Source organism: Micromonospora sp. NPDC048839 (assembly GCF_040649915.1).
Taxonomy (GTDB): domain Bacteria; phylum Actinomycetota; class Actinomycetes; order Mycobacteriales; family Micromonosporaceae; genus Micromonospora.
In genome coordinates this window covers 154,711-176,239 of the sequence record NZ_JBEZGL010000004.1, presented here as the reverse complement: position 1 = coordinate 176,239, position 21,529 = coordinate 154,711, and the positions used below count along the sequence as shown (strand labels likewise).

At 70.3% G+C, this 21,529-nt stretch carries 22 protein-coding genes and 1 pseudogene; 8 read left to right on the top strand and 15 right to left on the bottom strand.

Annotated features, from left to right (window positions below; translation table 11 throughout):
• Window positions 1-10 precede the first annotated feature (10 nt).
• The gene (iolB, locus tag AB0C25_RS09640) at window positions 11-883 is read left to right on the top strand and encodes a 5-deoxy-glucuronate isomerase (RefSeq protein WP_357371356.1); all 873 of its coding nucleotides are present in this window, start codon (window positions 11-13) and stop codon (window positions 881-883) included.
• Between the two features lie 93 nt (window positions 884-976).
• Here iolB and AB0C25_RS09635 read toward each other — a convergent pair whose 3' ends face one another.
• Window positions 977-1,591, bottom strand: coding sequence for a hypothetical protein (locus AB0C25_RS09635; protein ID WP_357371353.1), 615 nt, complete (start codon window positions 1,589-1,591; stop codon window positions 977-979).
• Window positions 1,592-1,665: 74 nt separating this feature from the next.
• Window positions 1,666-2,286: a hypothetical protein gene (locus AB0C25_RS09630; RefSeq protein WP_357371987.1), complete on the bottom strand. Its 621-nt coding sequence runs from the start codon at window positions 2,284-2,286 to the stop codon at window positions 1,666-1,668.
• An 89-nt stretch (window positions 2,287-2,375) separates the two neighbouring features.
• Here AB0C25_RS09630 and AB0C25_RS09625 point away from each other — a divergent pair, with 89 nt between their 5' ends.
• On the top strand, window positions 2,376-3,710 hold the full coding sequence (locus AB0C25_RS09625; protein WP_357371351.1) for an SWIM zinc finger family protein: 1,335 nt from the start codon (window positions 2,376-2,378) through the stop codon (window positions 3,708-3,710).
• On the top strand, window positions 3,707-6,286 hold the full coding sequence (locus AB0C25_RS09620) for a DUF6493 family protein (RefSeq protein ID WP_357371349.1): 2,580 nt from the start codon (window positions 3,707-3,709) through the stop codon (window positions 6,284-6,286). Before AB0C25_RS09625 ends, AB0C25_RS09620 begins: the two co-directional genes overlap by 4 nt.
• Here the strand turns inward: AB0C25_RS09620 and AB0C25_RS09615 are convergent.
• Both AB0C25_RS09615 and AB0C25_RS09610 read right to left on the bottom strand, forming a co-directional pair.
• A complete protein-coding gene (locus AB0C25_RS09615) occupies window positions 6,207-6,707 on the bottom strand; it encodes an NUDIX domain-containing protein (protein WP_357371985.1) in 501 nt (166 codons plus the stop codon). The genes AB0C25_RS09620 and AB0C25_RS09615 overlap by 80 nt on opposite strands.
• 39 nt (window positions 6,708-6,746) lie before the next feature.
• A complete protein-coding gene (locus AB0C25_RS09610; RefSeq protein WP_357371347.1) occupies window positions 6,747-7,088 on the bottom strand; it encodes a hypothetical protein in 342 nt (113 codons plus the stop codon).
• Window positions 7,089-7,142: 54 nt separating this feature from the next.
• Here AB0C25_RS09610 and AB0C25_RS09605 point away from each other — a divergent pair.
• Window positions 7,143-7,451, top strand: a pseudogene (locus AB0C25_RS09605) (transposase family protein); the annotation flags it as partial.
• 20 nt (window positions 7,452-7,471) lie between these two features.
• On the opposite strand, the gene AB0C25_RS09600 reads toward AB0C25_RS09605, so the two are convergent.
• Together AB0C25_RS09600 and AB0C25_RS09595 are read right to left on the bottom strand one after the other, a co-directional pair.
• Window positions 7,472-8,107 (bottom strand): LysE family translocator, encoded by a 636-nt coding sequence (locus AB0C25_RS09600; protein ID WP_357371345.1) that lies wholly within the window; start codon window positions 8,105-8,107, stop codon window positions 7,472-7,474.
• A 93-nt stretch (window positions 8,108-8,200) separates the two neighbouring features.
• Entirely contained in the window at window positions 8,201-8,779 is a 579-nt protein-coding gene (locus tag AB0C25_RS09595) for a hypothetical protein (RefSeq protein WP_357371343.1), read from the bottom strand.
• 369 nt (window positions 8,780-9,148) lie between these two features.
• Here AB0C25_RS09595 and AB0C25_RS09590 point away from each other — a divergent pair, with 369 nt between their 5' ends.
• Window positions 9,149-10,306 (top strand): NADAR family protein, encoded by a 1,158-nt coding sequence (locus AB0C25_RS09590; protein WP_357371341.1) that lies wholly within the window; start codon window positions 9,149-9,151, stop codon window positions 10,304-10,306.
• A gap of 7 nt (window positions 10,307-10,313) precedes the next feature.
• On the opposite strand, the gene AB0C25_RS09585 is transcribed toward AB0C25_RS09590, so the two are convergent.
• The 5 genes from AB0C25_RS09585 to AB0C25_RS09565 form a co-directional block, all read right to left on the bottom strand.
• Window positions 10,314-11,900, bottom strand: a complete 1,587-nt coding sequence (locus AB0C25_RS09585; RefSeq protein WP_357371339.1) for a hypothetical protein — start codon at window positions 11,898-11,900, stop codon at window positions 10,314-10,316.
• Between the two features lie 96 nt (window positions 11,901-11,996).
• Complete coding sequence (locus AB0C25_RS09580; protein ID WP_357371337.1) at window positions 11,997-12,458, bottom strand: hypothetical protein; 462 nt, start codon at window positions 12,456-12,458, stop codon at window positions 11,997-11,999.
• Between the two features lie 161 nt (window positions 12,459-12,619).
• Window positions 12,620-12,748 (bottom strand): NAD-dependent epimerase/dehydratase family protein, encoded by a 129-nt coding sequence (locus AB0C25_RS09575; RefSeq protein ID WP_357371335.1) that lies wholly within the window; start codon window positions 12,746-12,748, stop codon window positions 12,620-12,622.
• A 194-nt stretch (window positions 12,749-12,942) separates the two neighbouring features.
• A complete protein-coding gene (locus AB0C25_RS09570) occupies window positions 12,943-13,605 on the bottom strand; it encodes an HAD family hydrolase (protein WP_357371333.1) in 663 nt (220 codons plus the stop codon).
• A gap of 44 nt (window positions 13,606-13,649) precedes the next feature.
• Complete coding sequence (locus AB0C25_RS09565; protein WP_357371331.1) at window positions 13,650-14,294, bottom strand: LysE family translocator; 645 nt, start codon at window positions 14,292-14,294, stop codon at window positions 13,650-13,652.
• Between the two features lie 134 nt (window positions 14,295-14,428).
• On the opposite strand from AB0C25_RS09565, the gene AB0C25_RS09560 reads away from it, so the two are divergent.
• The 3 genes from AB0C25_RS09560 (at window position 14,429) to zwf (ending at window position 17,121) form a co-directional block, all read left to right on the top strand.
• On the top strand, window positions 14,429-14,890 hold the full coding sequence (locus tag AB0C25_RS09560; RefSeq protein WP_357371329.1) for a hypothetical protein: 462 nt from the start codon (window positions 14,429-14,431) through the stop codon (window positions 14,888-14,890).
• A 52-nt stretch (window positions 14,891-14,942) separates the two neighbouring features.
• Window positions 14,943-15,395, top strand: coding sequence for a hypothetical protein (locus AB0C25_RS09555; RefSeq protein WP_357371328.1), 453 nt, complete (start codon window positions 14,943-14,945; stop codon window positions 15,393-15,395).
• Window positions 15,396-15,627: 232 nt separating this feature from the next.
• On the top strand, window positions 15,628-17,121 hold the full coding sequence (gene zwf / locus AB0C25_RS09550; protein WP_357371326.1) for a glucose-6-phosphate dehydrogenase: 1,494 nt from the start codon (window positions 15,628-15,630) through the stop codon (window positions 17,119-17,121).
• Window positions 17,122-17,225: 104 nt separating this feature from the next.
• Here the strand turns inward: zwf and AB0C25_RS09545 are convergent, their stop codons facing one another.
• The 4 genes from AB0C25_RS09545 to AB0C25_RS09530 are packed head-to-tail and all read right to left on the bottom strand — an operon-like array spanning window position 17,226 to window position 21,251.
• On the bottom strand, window positions 17,226-18,164 hold the full coding sequence (locus tag AB0C25_RS09545; RefSeq protein ID WP_357371324.1) for a hypothetical protein: 939 nt from the start codon (window positions 18,162-18,164) through the stop codon (window positions 17,226-17,228).
• Entirely contained in the window at window positions 18,161-19,270 is a 1,110-nt protein-coding gene (locus AB0C25_RS09540; RefSeq protein ID WP_357371322.1) for a hypothetical protein, read from the bottom strand. Before AB0C25_RS09540 ends, AB0C25_RS09545 begins: the two co-directional genes overlap by 4 nt.
• Window positions 19,267-19,713, bottom strand: coding sequence for a DUF4188 domain-containing protein (locus AB0C25_RS09535; protein ID WP_357371320.1), 447 nt, complete (start codon window positions 19,711-19,713; stop codon window positions 19,267-19,269). The genes AB0C25_RS09540 and AB0C25_RS09535 overlap by 4 nt, the downstream gene beginning before the upstream one ends.
• Entirely contained in the window at window positions 19,710-21,251 is a 1,542-nt protein-coding gene (locus AB0C25_RS09530; RefSeq protein WP_357371318.1) for a phenylacetate--CoA ligase family protein, read from the bottom strand. The genes AB0C25_RS09535 and AB0C25_RS09530 overlap by 4 nt, the downstream gene beginning before the upstream one ends.
• Window positions 21,252-21,529 lie beyond the last annotated feature (278 nt).

Here is a 21,529-nt window from a genome sequence, read left to right as displayed (position 1 = left end):
TCGCCCCCTGGTGACCACCGCGACCGACCCGCACCGCCCCGCATCCCGAAAGGTGACCATGAACTACCGCTACCACTGCACCATTCCCGCCGCCGAGGGCCGGAACACGCTGCCCGTCAATCCCTGTCAGCTGCTGGACTTCACTCTGCTGCGGCTGTCGGCCGGGGAGTCCTGGACCGGCGAGTCCGGTGACCGGGAGATCCTGGCGGTCATCCTCGGTGGCACCGCCACCTTCACCGTCGGCGGCCACCACTTCCCACAGGTCGGCAGTCGTGCGGACGTGTTCTCCGGCAAGCCGCACTCCGTCTACCTGCCGGCCGGCTCCTCGGTCACCGTCGAGGCCGTGACCGACGTGGAGATCGCCCTGCCCAGCGCCCCCAGCGACCTGGCCACCGAGCCCTACGTCATCGCGCCGGAGCAGGTCGCGACCGGCCGTTGGGGAGCGGCCAACTTCGGCCGCACCTACCACCAGATCCTCACCGAGATCGCCCAACCGGAACTGCCCGCCCGCCGGCTCATCGTCGGCGAGACCTACACGCCCTCGGGCAACTGGAGCACCTACCCGCCACATCGGCACAAGGTCGACGACCTGCCCGCCGAGGCCGCACACGAGGAGATGTACTACTACCGCGTCAACCCGGCGGACGGATTCGGTATCAGCCGGGTCTACACCGACGAGGGGTACGAGGAGAACGTCACCATCCGCGACCACGTGATGCAGATGATGCCCGAGGGCTACCACACCGTGGTCAGCGCACCCGGCTACACCACCTACTTCCTGTGGTTCCTGGCCGGCACGCAACGCACCCAGGGCGCCCGCGAAGACGCCGCCCTCGCCTGGGTGGGCCAGACCGTACCGACCCTGCGCAGCCTGGGCCTGTAGCGACGGTCCTGGGCACCTCTGCGCCTCGGCGGCCGCGTCGCGATGGTCACCAGCGACATGCGATCGACCAGACCATCGCGACCGGGCCGCCGGTCACCCGCTCGCCGGATCGGGTGCCAGGTGCGGCTGTTCGAGGCTTCCGCGGAGCCACCCGTCGAGCCAGTCCACGAGAGACATCCCCTCCGCGTAGAACGAGTGGTCGCCAAGGCCGGAGTTCGGGTCGAAGCCCCACATCGTCGCTCCCCGACCCAGGCAGTCGACGTACGAGTAGATCGCACATCCCCAGTAGCCGATCGGCAGCAGGCCGGCGGGTTGGCGAGGGCTGAGCAGATCGATCGCGGTACGACCGAGATCGTCCGTGCAACCGCCAGCAACGCCCAGCACCGGACCGAAGCCGCCGTTGGCGACCTCCAGGTAGATGCGTCGAAGCAGCGGCGGCAGCGGTTGCCCCAGCACCCGTTCAGCGTCGTCGACGGCCTGCACAGAGGCCGGTTCGAGCGGCGGCAACGGGTCGACGGCGTCCGCCGCCAGCGCCGCGAGGTGCTCCTGCGACCCGCGTACCACCAGCCACCGGGTGCCCTCGGGCGCGGGACTCAGCGTCCAATTGCCGTTCGCGTCCAGGTCGCCGGGGCGGATCAACACGTCATCGCTGTAGTCGCCAGCTGCCACGCGAGCGGCGACACCCCGCAACACGTCGTCTTCGCGCACCCGCTCAGTATCGTGTGCCGGTCGGCCGGCCGATGCCCGCCGAACGCCGCCGGCAGGAGTACCCGACGGTTGCGTCACACGATGGGTACGGCCGCCTGCGTCGCCCGGAGGAACGTCAGCGCCTTCGACCTGAGCGTCTCAGTCGCGGCGTACGAAGCACCCCCGATGGAGAACCAGACCTTCACCACCAGGTTGCCCGTGCGGGCGTGGACCATGTACTCGGCGTACTTGAAACCCGGATCGGAGCGCCTGGTGAAGGCCTCGGCCTCATCGCCCAGACCGGGGATGCCGCCGGCCGGGGTCATGACCGTCACCTGCTGCGTCGCCCGGTAGAGCCGCCCAGCCTCCTCCGCGCTGACCAGCGTGGACGCCTCCACCCGCAGGTTCGCCTGGTGGCCGGTCCTGGTCCGCATCTCGAACAGACACGCCGCCCCCGGGTGCCCCAGCGGTGGCTTCGGATCGGTGCGGGCAACCGTCAGGGACAGCTCCGCCAACGGTCGAAGATCAGTACGCTTGCACAGGTCCAGATCCTGGGCGCGGAAGACCGGGCCGGCCGAGGCGGTGGGCATGCTGGCGGCAGCGCTGGCCGTGGTCGCACCTGTGGTTGGCACCGCCACCGGAGCCGGGGCGCCGTCACAGGCGGCAGCGCCAAGCACCGCGACGAGCGCCACGACAGGACGGGGCACACCGGCCATCGCAGACACGCCCCGACCATACCGGCCGTGCGGCTGGCGGACTGGCCTCCCTCGCAGGATGTCGGGGGTCGGTCGTAGGTTCTGCAGTCGTGAGCGCCCTCCAGACCTACCGCTACCTCCGACCGTCCACACTGCACCGCGGCGACCTGGCGCTGCAGACAAGCGGCGGACCGGCGACGAACCCGCGGTTCTTCTCGGGTTTCCTGACGACTCCGCAGGCGGCGGCCGCCGGGCTCCTGGCGGTCGCCGAGGTCGCCCGGACCCGATACCACCAGCCGGTCAGCCCGGCGAGCCTCGATCCCGTGGTCACCGGCAGCCGGGACCGGATGCGCTTCGAGTCGTTCTCCGGCTGCTGCGGGGTGTACGCGCGGCTGGACGTCGTACCGGCCGGGTTCGACGGTGACATCGTCGAGCACGGCACCACGAACGTCGACGTGAACGCGCCGCTGCGGGAGGCGCTGGCCCGGGTGGGCGGCATCGACCCCCTGCACCTGTCGGTGGGGCCGGACGACCTGACGGTGTCCACCCTCGACGGGGCGGTGGTGGAGAAGAAAGTGCCGCTACCCGGGCGTTGGCTGCGGGGGTTCGCCGAGGTCCATCTGATCGCCGCGGCCATGCAACCGCGGGCGGAGATTGCCGCGGCGGAGGCGTCGGCCTTCCTGCGTCGGCTGCCAGCGGGCAACGACCGGTCGGTGCTCTGGGTGGTGCCGGCCGGGCGCTCGCTGCGGCTGACCGCACGACCGGTGCCCGGCGCGGTGTGCCTGGCCGGCGCCGGGCGGCTCGCCACGCTGCGGGGGCTGCTCCGGCACGCGAAGAGCCTGCGGGTGTACGGGCCACCGGCGGCGGCCGGGTCGCCGCCGTTGCCGAGTGTGTGGCAGCTCGACACCGGCGCGCTGCGGCTGTCGCTGACCCTGTCGCCGGAGCCCTACCGGGGTTTCTCCGGCGAGGGCGGTGCGCTGACCGCGCTCGCCACGGATGACGTCGCCGACGACGCCGCGCTGGTCGCCGCACTGCTGTCCTGGGACCCGACGATCGATGTCCACGCGTTGGCCGCCTCGGCGGGGATCTCGGCGGACCGGGTCCGGGCCGCCCTGGCCCACCTGGGCACCGCCGGACGGGTCGGCTTCGACGTGACCGAGGCGGGCTACTTCCACCGGGTGCTGCCGTACGACGCCGGCCGGGCCGAGCGGGACAATCCTCGGCTGGTCGCGGCGCGGGCACTGGTCGAGGCGGGCGCGGTCACCCTGGACGGCGAGGCGGCGACCGTACGCCACGGCGACGAGGTCTACCGGGTGCGCCGCCGGGCGGACCACTCGTACACCTGCTCCTGTCCCTGGTGGGCGCGGCACCGCGGTCAGCGCGGGCCGTGCAAGCACGCGCTCGCCACGTCGATGGTGGGCGCTTCGGTGGAGGTCGGGGCGTGAGCGATCCGTTCGAGTTCCTGGTCCAGGGCGACGTTCGCGCGACCGTCGACGCGGTCACCGACCTCGACGAGCAGGGGCGGCGGTCGTTCGCCGACGGGCTGGTGGCCCACGTGCGCCGGCGGCGCGACAACTGGTGGTGGAACGATCAGGCGGGTGCCCTGGCGGTGGCCGCCGTCGGGTGCCTGCCGACCGCCGCCGCGGCGGCCGAGCTGCTCGGTCGACAGAACGTGTCGCTGCGGGGTGCCGACGCCGCGCTGGTGGCCCAGGTCGGGCGGACGCGCGGAGTGCCCTGGCTGGCCGAGCTGGCCTACCGGCTGGCGAACCGGCTCCGCCGCGACGACCCGACGGACGGTTGGGAATTCGTCGCCGAGCTGCTCACCGCCGAGAAGGTGGCGGCACCCACCGGTGACCAGTTCGTGCAGGGGTGGCTCGCCCTGATGCAGTGGCCGCCGGAGGGGCAGCGGCGGGTCCCGCTGGTGGACCGGCTCCGGGCGGACGTGTTTCTCGACGCCCTGGTGCCGCGCCTGTTTGAGCTCGACGGCGCCGGGACGCGGATGTCCTTCGACGAGTTCATGACCGACGAGACGTTCGCCCTGCCGCGCGCGTTGGCACGACTGGCCGGCGAGGGCCGCCTGGACCGGAGGGTGCTGTTCGACGGTTGCGTGAGCCGGCTGTTGCGCGGCGACCGGCCGGCCGCGCTGCGCGCGTTCGTCACCCTGCACGCCCTGCTGGAGCCCACCGCCGGCGAGGTCGACGGGCATCGCGACGACTACCTGCGCCTGCTCGCCGACGCCCCCGGTCCCGTGGCGTCCATGGCGCAGAAGACGTTGCGGGCTCTCGACGGCGTGGAGGTCGAGGGGCTGCTCGACACGTCGCGGGCTGTGCTCGTCCGGCCCGACAAGGCGCTGGTCCGCACCCAGCTTGCGTGGCTGGACCAGCTCTCCCGCCGGCACCCCGACCGGGCGGCGGAGATCGCCGAGGTGATCGCGACAGCTGTCGACCACCCGGCGGCGGACATCCGCGACCGGGCCGGCACGCTGGCCGCCCGGCACGGGCACGTGGTCGCCCCGCGGGTCGTGGTCGGTGCGGTGGGCGACGACCTGCCACCACCGGCCGGCCCACTGCCCGCGCCACCGCCCATCGCCGACCCCGACGAACTGGCCGAGGAGGTCGCCTCCCTGCTCGGCGGCCCGAAAACAGCTTCCGGTCTGGAACGGGTTCTCGACGCGGTGGTCCGGCTCGCCGGTGCTGACCGAGCCCGGCTGAAAGAGGCCCTGACTCCCGTGCTGTGGCGGCACCGCGCTGGCGCGACGGAACACTCGTGGGATCCGTGCTGCCTGTGCGGCCTCCTCGGCGGGGTGCTGCACGCGGCGGCCGACCCGGTCGAGGCGGGCGGACGGCGGGGACTGTGGACCGCGACGCTGACGGCGATGCGGCGCCGCACGCCGGGTGGACGACCGTCCCGCGATCCACGGGTACCCCCGCCGCACCGGCTGCTACGCGCCCGGCTGGCCGAGATCGGTGACCGCGTCGGCATGCCCCAGCACCCCGGTCTGCTCGCGGCCCCGACCACGGCGAACGGCGCCCTCGACCCGGAGGTGCTGTGCGACCGGCTGGCCCGGCTCGGCCAGCGCGACGCGTGGGAGATGGACCTGACGCAGGCCCTGCTGCGGCTGCCCGCGCGGGTCGACGAGCCCGTCGCGGCCAGGGCCGCGGCGCTCGGCACGCCCGCCGGTGACCGGCTCGCCGGCTGGCTGCGCGCCGGCGGCCTGCCGACCCCGGACCAGCGGGTGGTCACGCTATCCCGACAGGAGCGCCTACAGAGCTACTACCTGGGGTACGACGAACCGCCTCGGCATCGGACCCACGTGCTGGTCAGCGCGCCGGAGGGCGTCGACGACCCGTTCGGCCTGCTCACCGTGCCGGCCGGATCAATCGACAGCTACGTCGGCGACGCGGCCCTGCTCTGGCCGGCCGTGCTGCCCGGCTACCGGGGACTGGTCGCGGCGTACGCGCTGCCCGACATCGCCAGCGGCGCCGACCAGGACCTGTCCGGCGGTGCCGCGATCCTGCCGCTGCTCGCCGAGTGCGGCGGCGACGGCGGTCCCGCCGTCGACCTCGCCCTCGCGTACGGCCTGGGTGCCCGGCACGAGTCCGACCGGGTCGCGGCCGTGGACGCCCTGTTGATGCTGGCCGCCGCCGGTGACCTGGACGCTCCCACGGTCGGAGCTCACCTCGGCACCCTCGCCGCCGTCGGTGACCTCACGCCTAACCGCGCCGTGCAGCCGCTGCGCGACGCGGCCGCCTTCGGTGCCCCGCTCAGCGTCTGGCGCCTGCTCGCCGCCGCGTTGCCCGCGCTGCTCGCGGCACCGAAGGCCCCGCGCGGCACCCCGGACCTGCTGACCCTGGCGGCGGAGACGGCGGGCGCGACAGGCGTCCGGATCGACGTGCCCGGGCTGGCCGAGGTCACCGCGCGCGGCGGGTCGAGCCGACTGGTCACCGAGGCGAGGCGCCTGTCCGACGCGAGTGGCTTCGAGCCCAGACCAGGACGTCGCCCAGATTCCGCTGATCACTGAGGGGTTGGCGGGCTGGGCTTGACGCACCGTGGACGTGCCCCGCCGTCAACGGCACCCAGAAGCACTCGAACGGAGTCGGCGGCTGGGTGCCGTCGTGGTCCTCCCGGCTCGACCAACGCAGGGGCGTGGGCTCGAGGAGTTCCATGAGGAAAATGTGTCGGCGCTGGATCTCGAACCGATGAGGGCTGATGTCGTACTCGGACTCCCCCAGCTTGCGGACGACCCTGAAGTCCGTGAGCGCGGTCTCCTCGCGGGCTTCGCGTAGCGCGGCATTCTCCGGAGCCTCACCGGGACGGATGGTGCCACCCGGCACCTGGACGCCCACCTCCTCGTAGCTGCAGTTCGTGTGCCGGAAGACGAGCAGCAGCCCATTCCGCACGACGTAGCAGAGCGCCTTCTGTGTGACGATCTTCTCGGGCATGACGACCATTCGCTTCACGTCGGGATCGATACCTGGAGGTCACGTCAGGCTGCACCGGGAGCCGCAGGAGGGGCAGAAGGCGCGTTTGGCGTTCGATGTCACTTCGATGTCGCACTTCGCGCAGTGACCGTTCTCCCACAGGCCCTGGTAAAGCCCGAGCCCACCGTCGTAGTAGTCGCGGTCAGGCCAGGCGACCAGCTCCACCTCGAGACCGGGATCGTCCTCATAGGCTGTCGCCTCAGCCAGGACCAGCTCGGTTCGGATGCCGTGGTTGTCCTCGGTGTGGCGCGGCAAGACTCGGCGCATCACGTCAACGAGCTCGTACACCGGTAACGCCGCGAGCTGCTCGGCGAGGCGCTCGCGCTCTTCGTCACTCGTCACGCGACGGACCATACGCGCGGCTCCACCGCCCTCGTTGCCTGGCGCTATGTCGCCCACGGCATCATCGACGCCCTGACCAGAGCGGAGGCCGTCATGACCTTCGCCGACAAGGGCTACCAGGGTGCACAGGGCAGCGTGCGCACGCCGTTCAAGAGGCGCCGCTTCCGGCCGAAGCTGTCACGCCGACAGAAGGCGGTCAACTGGACCCACACGAAGATCCGCGCTCGTGGCGAACGAGCCATTGCCACGCTCAAGACCTGGAAGATCCTGTCCAAATTGCGCTGCTGCCCCCGCCGCGCCACCGCGATCGTGCAGGCCATCCTCGTCCTGCGCCACGGCAAAGCGAACCGCCACGCAGGATGAAAATGGCTCAGTAGTCAACCTCACGTACGCGATGTCGTAGTCAACGCGAAGGCGGCGAGCACGCAGTAGACCACGCCGGCTGCCCGGTCGAGTGAACGGAGTCGCAGCCTCGGTGTCAGCGTTCGCAGGAATCCGCCGGCCAGTGCCCAGAGCGTGTCAGGAATGCTGGCAAGTGCGATGAACAGCAGCCCAAAGATCAGCAACTGCACGGGGACGGGAGCAGCGTCGGCGGAGACGAACTGGGGCAGGAAGGCCAGGAAGAAGACGGCGGTCTTCGGGTTCAGAGCACCGACAAGCAGCCCGCTGCGGAACGCGGCAAAAGGTCTGAGATCTCCGCGGGCACCGTCACCCGTCTGGGCAAGAGTCCCCTCCTTGCGGGAGCGGAATGCCTTCCAGGCGAGCCACAACAGCCACGCCGCGCCGGCCAGCTTGACGATGGTGAACAACTGGGCGCTCGCCGCTATGACGGCGGAGACGCCAACGACAGCACCGAAAACGTGTACCAGATAACCGATCTCGACTCCGAGCACGCAAGCCAGGCCGATGGCGCGGCCCCTCTGCACGGAGTTGGTAACAATGAACGCGACAGAAGGACCGGGGAAGCAGACGATCGGGATCGTCGTGGCGAGGAAGAGTAGTAGCAGGTTCCGACTCATCACACCGTCTCCTTGCTCACCCAGCCCTCGGTCGAGTCCGGCTGCAAGCCGTACTCGACCGTCGTCACACTGGAGACCAGCCGTAACTTGAGATCAGGTTCTGTCGCGGCGGCGGCGGGCTTCGATGTCGCGCATCACCTCGGGGTCCCATTGGCCGGCGTTCCAGTCCTCGCTCGTCGGAGTGGGCGACAGCGGCCACGCCGGGTCCTGCCCGGCGACCGGCGAATAGTGGCCGGCGACGACTCGGTCGACTTCAGCGATCAGCCGCAGGACCCGCGCCCGGCTGTGCAACATGCCCCCGATCAACGCGGCCGCTCCCAGGATACGCAGGGTCGCTTGGCCGAACAGGACGGCCGGCGCGGTTCGGTCGGTGGCCAGCCAGGCGACGGCGAGGCTGGAGACGATGCAGGCGGAGAAGACGCGCGTGCCCCAGTGGCGGCTGTACGAGCGGCCCGAGGAGCCGTGCGCCTCGGCGAACTGGCGGGTGCCGCGGCCCCAGATCAGCCCGCTGACAACCAGGCCGATGATGGCGGCGAACAGGACCAGGTTGGCCAGGGCCAAGCCGACCGCGGTGCCGGAGCCGCCGATCGCCGCGCCGGTGCCGGACGGGGGCAACGGCCGTGCCCGGCCGCTCGGGAGGCTACCAAGGACGGCCGCGGCGATCGCGGCCACGGCGAAGAGGATGGCGAACCCGATCGCGAACCAGATCGCGACGTTCCAGCCTGTGGTCCTGAGCGCGGGCGGAGGTGTGGAGGACCGGCACGTGTGGCCTTGGCCGGGGTGTCCGAGTTCGGCTCCGCATTTCGTACAGTGCACGGTGTTCTCCTGAGCGGCGCGGCCGAGACTCGCTGGGCCAGCTGAACTGGTATCGCATCTCGTCGCACGGGTGGGGATCCGCCGGTTCGGTGCGTAGAGGATCATGCCCGGTCGGTGCCGATCCGGCGACCCCGATTCCGCGTGACGCTCGCCGACGGGCAGGGGCACGGGTAATGGGCGGCCGATGCGCAGGTGGGTCAGAATCGGTTGGACTACGGTGCGCCGGTGACCAGATATCGCCGCACCTACCGCCATGTGGACGGCCAACGGGTCGAAGGCACCTGGCGGCACGTCTTCACCCGCAACATCGGCACGTACTTCCTGACCGACCTGGTCATCTACGCCGACGGCGCGATCGACTGCGGCACCGGCGGACTCACCGACCTCGACGGGTTGGCGGAACAACTGCGCTGCGGCAGCGTCGCCACCAATCTGGAGGACGGCGCATGGGCATCGGCGCATCACCTGGCGGGGTGGCGGTTCACCGAACCCAGCTCCGCCATGAGCGCCGAGATGCTTCTCGGCGAGGTCTCCGACGAGATCGACCGGCTCAACGGTCGACCCGACTCCACCGGTCGATGCCTGCAAGCAGTGCAGATCTACCTGGCCAACCCCACCGACGACAACCGACACGCGGTTCGTGAGCGCTACTTGGCAATCCCCGAACACCTCCGCGTCTACGCCCTCGGCGATATGGACCGCAAAGACGTTCCACTGCGAATCCTGATCACCGACCTCGGTGCACCACTGCACGGTCGGCCGAACGGACCGGTCGTCACCGAGCAGAGGCGGGCCGAGGCAGTCGCGTACTTCCGCGAGCGGGAGATCGCGATCGAGACCTGGGACGCACGAGTCCCGGCCGACGGCCCCGAACACCCGGTGCAACCCACACTGACCATCCCCAAGGTGGTCTACCCCCGCGGCTGGCCGGATCCACCCGGCGTCGAAGTCCTGCAGAACGACTACCCGGCATTGATCACCGTCGGCGCCACCAGCTACCCCAGCGTCACACACGCCTACTGGGCGCTCTCGACGTCCGACCCACACTGGCACGACCAGATCACCGCGGCACCGCGCGGATACGACGCCGGAAAGCTAGCTGAGCAGGCACCCCGCCGCGCCGACTGGGCTGCGGCGCGGCTGGCCGTCATGATCGTCCTGCTACGCGCCAAGTACACCCAGCACCCGCAGATGGCACAGACCCTGCTCGACAGCGGCGACGCCCACGTCGTCTACGTCGACTCCGGCTCCGCCTACTGGTCCATCGGTAGCGAACGAGCCACCAACTGGGTCGGCCGACTGCTCGAAGTGATCCGCTCCGAACTCGCCGCCGCCGCGGCCGGAATCCCCCTTCCACGACCGTCAGGGTCTCCGCTCTCCTGAATGGCCGTCATTCGCTGGGACGGCTGCTCGCGAGCCAGCCCGAGAGTTGCTGACTGGTCTCCGCGCCGAGCGCCGCTGCGGCTCTTGCCGCCAACGCGACAAGCTCAGCGTGTTCGGCCCCGGTGACCTGCAGCTCCGGTCGCGGGGTCCAGCGCCGCGTCGTCCGCGCCACGTCACGGGCGATGCGGGTGGCATCGGCCCTGCCCCGCCCGGCCAGACGCGGGTTCGCGTCAACGGCCAGTAGCAGTGCGGCGCGCACCTCGACGTCGACACCACGACCACGCAGGAGCCGGTAACCGGCCCGACGTAGTTCCGCTCGCCCATCCCGAAGCAGTTCCCACGGCAGGTCCGGCGGCAGCGCGCCGGCCACCGGGCGCAGCGCCGCGGTCACCTCCTGCACCACCGCCGGTGACGGATCCCGCACCAATGCCGCCATCTCCCCCGGCACCACCGCGTCCAGCAGTCGCAGACCACGTACCGCCTGAGCACGGACCCTTGCCCGCTCATGGCCGAGCAGTCGCTGGAGCAACGGGGCGTCCGCCGCGGAGCCGGTCTCGGCGAGTCCGGCGATCGCCCCCGCAGCCGGCTCGCCGACGTCGACGCCAACCCGATAGCACTCCCGCACGTCGACACCGAGGCGGCGGGCCGCGTCTCGGGCCACCGCCCGTACCAGCGGCGCGTCATCGTCCAGGTGTCCGACGACGTCGGCGTCCTTGCCGGCGCGGATCAGTCCGGTCAGCGCCACCACCCGCACCTCGGGCCGGCCCGACCGCGCCAGACGCTGCAGGACATCAAGCCGGCGGGTCCACACCGCCTCACGGCACGCCGCCTCTGCCGCCCGCGCCCGCAGCCGGACATCCGGATCCGACTCGGCGAGGGTCACGAGATCCGGCACACGCAGCCGGCCCTGCGTCAGAACGAGCTCGAAGACGAACCGCCGCTCTCGGCGACCGCCCTCGCCGAGGACACCGCGCCACACCTGCTCCGTCACCGCCAGCACCGCCGCCTGAACCTGGGTGACCGCGAAGCCAGCACGCAGGCGCGCGTCAAGGCGCAGTGCCATCGGCAACACCGCAGGCAGGCAGACCGCAGGGTCGTCGGCGAGCAGCACCGCGAGGCCGGCGCGCGCCCCGTCCCGCACCGGCTTGACCCAATCGGCGGTACGCAGCACCAGAAACGGCATCACCTCCGAGCACGGACGACTCACCATCGCAGCTACCGCACGCTCGCGGATCCGCCCGTCCCCGTGCATGCTCGCCAAGGCCGTCGCTACCGGCCCCGACGACACACCCGAGAACCATTTCGAGGCGCGCCGCATCGCAGGCTCCTGGTATTGGGCGTACGGCGCCGGTCGCGCGTGCCCGTCGAGCCGCACCACCAGCCCCGGCCGCCCGGCGACCAACGCCAACGCCGACCGCGCGACCACCTCGTCGCCCACGGCATCGACCTCGAGCAGCACCTCGACCAGACGGTGCAACTCCTCCCACCGACCATCGCACGCCTCGTGAGCCGCGACCCGCACCGCGCCGAGCAACTCACTCTCCCCCGCCACCGAGGGCGGGCGGACGTCGCTGTCGCGTCTGCCCCAGATCATGCCGACATCCTGCCCCAACCAACCAACCCAACCGCACCGCATCTTCCGAGCCCTGCCCCGAACCGAAGCCCGCGTCAACCGCGCCTACGCAGGCCGTCACCGGCCACCCGGAACATTCCACGGGCTGGCGCCGGGTGTCGTCGCGCGCCACGCGTACTCCCGTGCTGTGGGTTCGTCGGGCAGGCCGCCGTTGCGGCGGAACCAGGCCAGGGTGGCGGCCAGGCCGCTGGCCAGGTCCACGTCCGGGACGAGGCCGTACGCGGCGAGGCGACTGACATCGAGCGTCAGCTCGGCCTGGCGGAACGGGAAGTACTCCCGCGCCGGTACGGACGGGTCCGTAACCGGCACGATCCGGGCGGCAGGTAGGCCGATGACGTCCGCGAGTACCGCGAGGTACTCCAGGAACGTGTATCCGCGCTGTTCGGCGACGTTGTACGTACCGGTCGGCAGCCGACCCTCCACCGCCGCCGCGACCGTGTCGGCCAACGTCCCCGAGGCGCAGAACTGGATCCGGGTACGGCCGTCGCCCGGTACGAAGATCGGCTGGTCGGCGGCCATCCTGGCCCAGAGGAAATGATGAACACGTACCGGGGAATCTCCGTGGTTCGGGGCAGGTGCCGCACGTGCCCGGGCACCGCAGCGGAGACGTCGACGACAGCGTCGTACGCCGCCGTCCACACGTCGGCCATCTGGCGGGCGTCGTCGCGGTCGGCGACGAGCTACGTGATCCGGCTGTCCCAGAGCGGCTGCGTTCCACGGTTCAGCACGGTCACGTCGTGGCTGTCGAGGAGAGCGTCGACGATCGCCCGACCAACGAACCTCGTGCCGCCGAGTACCAGTAACGTCATGAGTCCACCTAATTTCTAGGCGGCTGACGGGCGATCGACGGCGTAAAGGCCATACGCCCACCCTGACCTCCGCCACCCGTGGCGACATCGGTAGCCGCTGCCCATACTGTGCCGGCCCGCTACCTACGTTGCGAGCACCGTCGCCACCGCATCGACAACCGCCGACGTCGACGACGCAGCGGCCGGGGAGGCGATTATCGGATGATTCCGATAAGGCCGGTCAGGTCCGTCACCTCGTACTCGACGGTCGTGTCGTCCGGCAGGGTGTGCCCGCGGTGGTTGATCCACGCCGCCGGGATGCCGGCCGAGTGCGCCCCGCGCACGTCGGCGCTGAGCGAGTCGCCCACGTGCAGCACCTCGTCCGCATCCAGGTCCAGGGCGGCGAGCGCTCGGGCGAACATCGCCCGGTCCGGTTTGTAGGCGCGGACGTCCTCGCTGGTCACCACGGCGGTGAAGGTCAGGTCGTGATGTGCCATTGCCGCGTCCAGGTCGGCGCGGTCGACGTCGGACACCACGCAGATCGGCACCGTGACCCGGGAGAGGAACTCCCGGGTGCCGGGACGCAACGGTGGCGACTGCCAGTACGCGAACTGCGCCGCGCACAGTTGCGCCGGGTCACCGGCGCAGCCCACCTCGGCCAGCACCGTGGCCAGGCTGCGCATCGCGCAGTGTCGAAGCGTCCGGAACTGCGGGCCGGCGGCGACCGCCTCGTACTGCCGCGACCAGGCATCCAGGACGTCGCCTCCGGAGACGGATGTCGAGGCGCCGGCGGCTACCTGGTCAGCTGTCGCCTGCATGATCGCGTCGTCGTCTTCGACCACCGTGCCGTAGAAGTCCAGCAGCAGTCCCTTGATCACGTTCGCAGCGTAGTCGTCGCCGCAGCCGCAGGGGGTCGGCGAGGTCAGTGGCTGCTGGTGGCGAGCCGGATCCCGAAGCCGGTGATCACCGTCCCGGTGACGCGGTCCAACAGCCGGCGAGCCGCGGGACGTCGCAACACCGTGCGCAGCCGACGGGCCAGGACGACCAGCACGGCCGACCAGGCGGTACCCAGCAGGATATGCACGCAGGCCAGGAACATACCGAAGGCGAACGGGGAAGCGCCGGAGGGGATGAACTGCGGTAGGAGCGCGACGTAGAACACGCCCATCTTCGGGTTCAGCAGGTTCGTCAGTGCGCCGCGACGCCACCCCGGGAGGAAGTCGTTGTCGGCCGTCGCGAGTTCGTCCATCGGTTGGAGCGATTCGTCTGGTCGACGGTGACGGGTGGCCCACAGCATGCTCAGCCCCATCCAGATCAGATAGCAGGCGCCAGCCCACCGCAGCACCTCGTACGCCAGGTGCGAAGCCGTCAGCAGCGCGGTGACACCAGCGGAGGTGAGCGCACCCCAGGCCAGGGTCCCCGTTTGGATACCGAGGACGACTCCCCAGGCACGGCGGGTTTCTCCGAGGGCCGCGGTGCGCAGGATGAGGGCGGTGTCCATCCCGGGAGTCATGGTGAGCAGGCCGACGACGAGGACGAAGGACCACAGAGCGCTGAGGGCTGTCACGATGATCAACCTATCGTGGGCGGCTGCCGTGGTCGGGGTTGCGTGCGCCTGAATGCGGCCGACCCGCTCGTATTGAAGGTGGCAAGCTACCGCTACCCGAACAGCGGCACCGTGTCCGGCATAGGAGATCAATCGTGGGATTCTTCGGCACCTACCTCTTCGCTGAAGGCCGGTGGACGGCGCAGGCGCCTGGACAGCAGGCAACCAGCCCGGAGCCGTGGCTGCTCGTCGACATCCACGACAGCGACATCGCAACGCTCACCTACCGTCCGGCTGGTCCAGGGAGCGGCGTCGCCTACCTCGGCTACACCCCGCGCACGTACTTTGAAAGCCCGGACGCCTCGGCTCCCACCGACGTCGTGCGCGAGGCTGCCGGCCTGAGCGAGTGGTGGGCGCAGCACCGGGGCGGGTCGAGTGATACCGAGCGCAGCGCGAAGGAAGGTGAGATCACCACCTTTCTCGCCGAGGATCTCGACCCGGCCGACATGGACGACGACGACGACGACGATGACGGCGACGACACCTTCGTCGACGTGAAGACGGCACGGCTCCTCACGGCGCTGGACCTGCCGGTGCCCGACGACCTTTCCCGCTGACCATCCCCGCCAACTCGACGACTGCGGACCGGATGACCGGATAATGTCCCGCGTGCCCCACATCGATCCGCTACGAGCCGGGGTGACCATGCCGTGCCGTGACTCGGCGGCGCGTGCCACGTGGCTGGCCTCGGTGCACGAGAGCATCAGAGGAACCGGTGGCGCGGTCACCACCTCGGTCGAGGAACCAACAGTCGGCCGAAACTACTACCGGATCGGTGTGCGCCTCGGTGACGGCAAGCCGTTGTGCATTCTCCTCAACGCCGCGGCCGCCTTGGTCGCCGCGGCCCAACAGCGAGATCCCCACCTGGTCACCCTGCTGTTCGCCGAGGTGCCAGGCGGGGAGATCTATCGTCGAGTGGGGTTGCGGGTCGCCACCACGGCGGAGCTGGAGGCACCGATCGAAGATCGGTACCTGCAGCTCCTGACCGACGAAGAACGCCGGGACGTCACCTACCACCGTCCGCACCGACTTGGTGACCTGCTGTTCAACTGGTTCGACTGACCGTTGACCTCCGCGGGCTGCCTGGCCACGATCATTCGTACCGCCACCGCGTACGCCGACAGACCGCACCCGAATTGCCCAGCCGTCAGCCCGGCATGCGACGCTCAAGCTCCGTAACCAACGGGCCACGCCGCGTGGCCCCGGACGCTAGCGTCAAAGCCCGCACAATTCCTGGCATGACAGCACGGCATTCTTGAACACCACACCCCTTGTGCCCGGAGGAACGCAGACCATGGACCACGCAGCTCAACTCATCCAGGAGCGGAGTGCCCCGCCGGCCACGCTGGTGATCTTCGGTGCCTCCGGTGACCTGACCCGGCGTAAGCTGCTGCCCGCCATCGAGAGCCTGGCTCGGCACGAGCGGCTCCCGGACCAGTTCGCGCTGGTCGGCGTCGCGCGCACGTCGATGACCGACGAACAGTTCGCCGAGAGCGTCCTCGGCGAACGCACCCTCGCCAGCAAGCGCCAACTCCAGGGCGGCGTACGGTACGTGGCCGGCGGCTACGACGACCCGGAGACCTACAAGCGGCTCGTGGAGACCCTCGACGAACTGGACGCGCAGCGGGGCACGTCCGGCAACCGGCTCTTCTACCTGTCCACCCCGGCCGGCGCCTTCGAGCCGGTGATCAACGGACTGGCCGGTGTCGGGCTCAACCAGCCACGGGAAGGCTCGTTTTCCCGCCTGGTCATCGAGAAGCCGTACGGGCGCGACCTGGTCACGGCCCGCGAGCTCGACGGTGTCGTGCACAGCGCGTTCGACGAGTCCCAGGTCTTCCGTATCGACCACTATCTGGGCAAGGACACCGTCCAGAACGTGCTGGCGCTGCGCTTCGCGAACTCGATCTTCCAGCCCATCTGGGATCGTTCCTGGGTCGACCACGTGCAGATCACCGTCGCCGAGACCCTCGGTGTCGGCAGCCGCGGCGGCTTCTACGAGGACGCCGGCGCGATGCGGGACATCGTGCAGAACCACGTGCTCCAGGTCCTCGCGCTGGCACTGATGGAGCCACCGGCCTCATTCGAGGCTGAGGGCCTGCGCAACGAGAAGGTGAAGCTGCTGCAGGCGATCCGGCTCCCCACCGACCGGGACATCGCCGAGGCAGCGGTCCGGGGACAGTACACCCGGGGCGGCACCCGCGAGGAGCTGATGGCCGGCTACCGCGAGGAGGCCGGCGTCGACCCCCTGTCGCGGACCGAGACGTACGCGGCGATGCGGCTCAACGTGGACAACTGGCGCTGGGCCGGGGTGCCGTTCTACGTACGCACCGGCAAGCGCCTGCCGGCCCGGCTCACCGAGGTGGCACTGCAGTTCCAGCGACCGCCGCACCTGCCGATCCCGACCGACCAGCTCACCGGCCTGGATGCGGACGCGCTGATCCTGCGGATCCAGCCGAACGAGGGCATCTCGCTGCGCTTCGGTGCCAAAGTGCCGGGCCACTCCTTCCGGGTCCGCACCGCCACGATGGAATTCTCCTACGATCAGACGTTCGTCGAGGAGTCGCCGGAGGCGTACGAACGTCTGCTCCTGGACGCGCTGATCGGTGACGCGTCGCTGTTCATCCGCAGCGACGAGGTGCAGCAGTGCTGGCGGATCGTCGACCCGATCATCGACAACTGGGATAAGGACAAATCGCCGATCCCCACCTACGAGGCCGCCTCCTGGGGCCCGACCGACGCCGACCGGCTCATCGGCCGGCACGGCCGCAAGTGGCGCAACTCCGCGTGACCCAACGGCACCACAAGGGCCAGCCTGCGCCTCGACCAACCCGACTGCGTCGCCCGCACCGGTTGACGCGCGGTCAGTTGCGGGAACTGCCAGCACCGTGACCGCTAGCGACGACGGGAGCTATTGGGCTGGGTCGACAGTTGCTCGCCGCGTCGGGCGGACCGGACCGGGGCGGTGGGGGGTCGGCCGACCCGAAACACCGCGAGCGGAAGGCCGGCGACCCGCTCGGCGAGCCGACCGGCGGTCGCGGGGCAGTCGATGAGCTGGCTGAGCGGATGGACCGCCAGGCCGTGCCGGGCGAGGGTCAGCCACGTCCGCAGCAGGCGTCGGCCGGCGCTGATCCGGTCGTCGTCGGCGGCGGCGAGGAGGACCAGGACGCTGCCGTCGTAGCGCAACAGGTCGCGGCCACTTGCGGCCAGCAGCGCCGGCAGGCCCAGTCGGCGGGCGACCGGGTACGCGCGCAGCGCGGCGGACAGGAAGCGCGCCTCGGTGCGGGACAGGTTGAGCGCTCGGTCCGTGAGTCCGTCGAGGTGGTATCGAGGATGGCGTGGGCTCAGGCGCAGCCAGTCCCGCAACTCGACCGCGACGGCAGGTGTGCCGAACATCCACCGGTCGGCGATGGCCAGGTCCGATACGAGGTCCCGGGTCGGGACGTGTGCGACACCCGGCTCGAGGTCGGCGAGGACGGTGTCGTCGAGGTACCCGGGTGTGTATGGACCACGGGCGACCCGGCGGGCCTCGATGTCGGCGATCGTGAACGGAGTCGCGTACCGGTGTGCCGCGGCGACCAGTCGTGGACCGGGCGCCACGGTGACGGTGAGGCCGAGTTCGGCGGAGACGATGAGGCAGGTCTCGACGAACGCGCCGATGCCGAGGGCCAGGTCGCGCCCGGTCGGGTCGGAGTCGGGCAGGCGGCAGCCCGGATCGACATCGATGGTGATCTCGTCGGTGTGGTACTCCGGTCGCCACGGCTGCGTGTTGTGCGCGCTCGGTGCCCGGCGGCAGATCGCCTCGGTGGCCCGCAGCTGCTCGACCCAGTTCACCCGGCTCCTCGCTCGTAGAAGGTGTGCCCGTGCAGTGGCCGCCCACCCGCACGCCGGTACTGCGCGGCCGAGGCGGCGTTCGTCCGCTCGACGAAGGTGCTGCGCAGCGTCCGGTAGCCGTTGCGGGCGAGGTTGCGGTGCAACTCCCGGGACAGCAGCGTCAGGTACCCGTTGCCCTGCTCGTCGGGCACGGTGCCCTTGATGATGAGGACCGCGTCGCGCCGGTACCGGCCGCGGGTGGCGAGGAGCCGGAGCTGATTGAGGACGCCGAGCCGACCGCCGACGCGCATGAGGTATTCGGAGATGTCCGGCACGGTGACGACGAACGCGACGGGTCGGCCGGCCTTCTCCAGCCAGAGCAGCAGCGCCTCGTCGAGCAGGAACGCCAGGCCGTCGGTCTGCTCCGCCAGTTGCTCGGCGGAGATGTCGGTGTAGTAGCCCAACTGCGCGAAGCTCGCATTGAGCATCCGGCGCAGGATCGGCAGCTGGCGGCGCAGGTGCCGCCGGGAGCCGTGCCGGATGACGAGCTGTTCGGCGGCTATCCGGGCATCGTCGAAGGCGAACCCGTGGTCGGTCCCGGCCGGCGCACCGGCGGCGGGGCGAGCAGCCATGGCCGTGCCGTCGAGGTCGACGAGCCAGGTGTCTGCCTCGAAGCGACGGTGGAAGCCGTGCCGCTCGTACATGTCCGGGTAGTAGGCGGGGTTCCACGCCGAGTCCACGAAGCCACGGTCGGCGAAGCCGGAGGTGATCACCCCGCCGGTCTGGTTGGGCAGCAGGGCCACCGGCCCGAACAGGTGCCGGCCGTCGGCCCGGGTCTCGACCGCGTCCATGATGGCGGTGAAGACGTCGTCGTCGTCGACGAACTCGGTGTGCCCGAACAGCTGCCGCGGGCCGACCTTGGCGTCGAAGGGCGCACTGCGGTGCATGCTGGTGCGGCCCACGACCTCGCCGCGTCGGTCGCGGACCACGAACAGCTCGGCGGCGCCGCGGTGGGCCGCGATGACCGATGACACCAGGGGTACGTACCGGTCGGTCGGGTGGAGTCGGAGCGGAAAGTCGACGAATGCGCGCAGGTCGGCCCGCGACTGTACGGGTTCCAGCCTCATGGGCGGTGCACCGGCGGGCCGGCCGTCTCACGCGAGAGCGGGGTGAAGGTCGGTATGTGCGCCATGCCGTCCCCCTCGGCGCGCCAGATGCCGTTGCTGTAGCCCTCGGGCTCGGCGTTGTAGAGGCGGATGTAGCCGCCTGTCGCGTTCGTCGTGCCGTGGTCGGTCACCCAGCACATGAGGTCACGGTGATGGCGGCTACGGGCGAACGTCAGGAGCGCGTCACGGTCGCTGAAGAAGGCGATGGTGCCGAGCGTGAACGGGAACTGGTAATAGACGGTGTGCCAGCGGTATCCGTCCATTCGTCTCATCTGCCGGACCATCCGGAACCACGTCCGGGTGAGCGTGAGAATCGAGCGCGGCCCCCGGTAGCGGGTGGCGCCGACGAACATGGCTGTCGCCTGGCCCACCGCGGGCGCGGCGGAGAAGTCGGTGGTCCTCATGCCGGCACGCCCTTCACCAGGTAGACGTTCTTGATTGTGGATGCCGCGTCGGCGAACGGGCCGGTGCCGTACTCGTGGACCTCCACCCGCAGGTCCGCCGCGGACGGGTCCTCGGCGAGGGACTCGGCGAAGTCCCGGCTGACCGCGGCGAGGTGGCGCAGCACTCCCGCGCGGCAGGTGTCGGTGAGGGTTCGCCGCTGCACCGGGTCGAGCGTCAGGCCCTCGCGCAGTTGCAGGTTGACGACCGGCCGGCTTTCCAGGTCGGCCTGCTCGGTGACCGCGAGGCAGAAGCTCTGCAGCAGGTGCGCCTGGGGATTGCCGGCGTAGAGGCCGTACTCGACGTCCTGCGGGTAGATGTTGGCGCCCATGTACGAGATCGTGCTGTCCTTGCGGCCGTACAGGAACAGCAGTGGTAGGCGCATCCGGTCGACCTGCCAGGCACGGTCCGCGGCGGCCCGCGCCGCGGGGTCGGCGATCGCGGCCAGGACATCCGGGTACGAGATCAGCCGGCCCTCGTCGCCGATGTTGTAGCGGACCCGGGGATTGAGCACCGCGGTGGAGTTGATCGTGCAGAGCACCTCGTGGTCCGCTGTGGTCTCCAGGTAGGTCTCCAGCGGGTTGTACTGGAAGACCATCGGCAGCCGGTGCTCGTCGGCGCCGAGCAGGGCGGTCCGCAGTGCGGCGTCGGTACGCAGCTGCCGGCGGACCCAGACGCTGAAGTCGCTCTCCCCGGCCATACCGATGGTGAGGTCGCTGGCCCCGTAGCCGGAGCGCACCTTGACGAAGCGCTCCTCCAGGTAGTCGCGCAGCGCCTCGGTAATCCCCTCACCGCCGACCAGACCGCTGATGCGGTAGTCGGCCCAGGGAAAGTCATCGGCGTCGAGCTTGTCGCGGAGGTGCTTGAGGAACGGCGGGTAGGCGGTGACGATGTAGTCGAAGCCGGGTCCGAAGTACAACAGGGTGTCGACGATCTTCCGCAGATCGGGTCCCGTGTTCTTGACCATCGCGATCTTCGACATGGCAATGCCGGTGTTGGTGCCGGTGGCCCAGGCGCCCATCGAGTACGCGTTGATGACGAACCGGCGCTTCGACGGGAACACCATTGTCGCGTAGCCGGCCAGGTTCTTGTGCACCGAGCGCAGCTCGCGGCGGCTGCGGATCCAGTTGAACGGCTGCCCGGACGAGCCCGACGACTCGTCGACCACGCTGCCGGCGATCTCGATCTCCCCGTGCCGACAACGCTGCGCCTCCGGGTACGCCTGCACGTACGACCGCTTGTCGGTGGGCGGGTAGGACGACAGATCGAACCAGCGGAACCGCCACTGGTGGCGGCGGAGGAAATCGCCGTACGCGGGCACGTCGATCGCGGCAAACTGGCAGGTCATCCAGGCGTGCAGCCGGGCGAAGCGACCCATGTGGGGGCGGTACTGGCGTGCCGTGAGCCGCCACACCGCGGGATGGATCCGGTAGAGGGTGTAGAGCCAGGTCAGGGCGAAGCTTGCGACCCGCAGGGTCCACCGACGCAGGAATGTCACCACGCGGCAACACTATTGGTCGGTCGAGCCGGCCACCTGATGGCGGGTACTCAGTTGTCCTGAGTAGTCGAACGAGGCGCTGCATCACCCCCAGTGACTGACCGTTCAACTTTCCACCGCGTGTCTGCTGACCCGGCACCGGGGTGCGCCCGATCGCCGGGTGGACAGTTGATCAGGTCACGCCAAACAGCTCGGCTATCTCGGCGCCGGTGTCGATGTGCGAATTCGGCGGGACGGTTGTCCGAGTTCGAAATGCGCTCCACTGGTGTCGTGGACGTGGG

Bases quoted from the DNA above. Each gene is read 5' to 3' on its own strand.
- AB0C25_RS09630 (WP_357371987.1), bottom strand. From the start codon at position 2,286: ATGGCCGGTGTGCCCCGTCCTGTCGTGGCGCTCGTCGCGGTGCTTGGC.
- AB0C25_RS09540 (WP_357371322.1), bottom strand. From the start codon at position 19,270: ATGAGGCTGGAACCCGTACAGTCGCGGGCCGACCTGCGCGCATTCGTC.
- AB0C25_RS09615 (WP_357371985.1), bottom strand. From the start codon at position 6,707: ATGCCCGAGAAGATCGTCACACAGAAGGCGCTCTGCTACGTCGTGCGG.
- AB0C25_RS09575 (WP_357371335.1), bottom strand. From the start codon at position 12,748: ATGACGTTACTGGTACTCGGCGGCACGAGGTTCGTTGGTCGGGCGATC.
- zwf (WP_357371326.1), top strand. From the start codon at position 15,628: ATGGACCACGCAGCTCAACTCATCCAGGAGCGGAGTGCCCCGCCGGCC.
- AB0C25_RS09580 (WP_357371337.1), bottom strand. From the start codon at position 12,458: ATGGCCGCCGACCAGCCGATCTTCGTACCGGGCGACGGCCGTACCCGG.
- AB0C25_RS09585 (WP_357371339.1), bottom strand. From the start codon at position 11,900: ATGATCTGGGGCAGACGCGACAGCGACGTCCGCCCGCCCTCGGTGGCG.
- AB0C25_RS09600 (WP_357371345.1), bottom strand. From the start codon at position 8,107: ATGAGTCGGAACCTGCTACTACTCTTCCTCGCCACGACGATCCCGATC.
- AB0C25_RS09535 (WP_357371320.1), bottom strand. From the start codon at position 19,713: ATGAGGACCACCGACTTCTCCGCCGCGCCCGCGGTGGGCCAGGCGACA.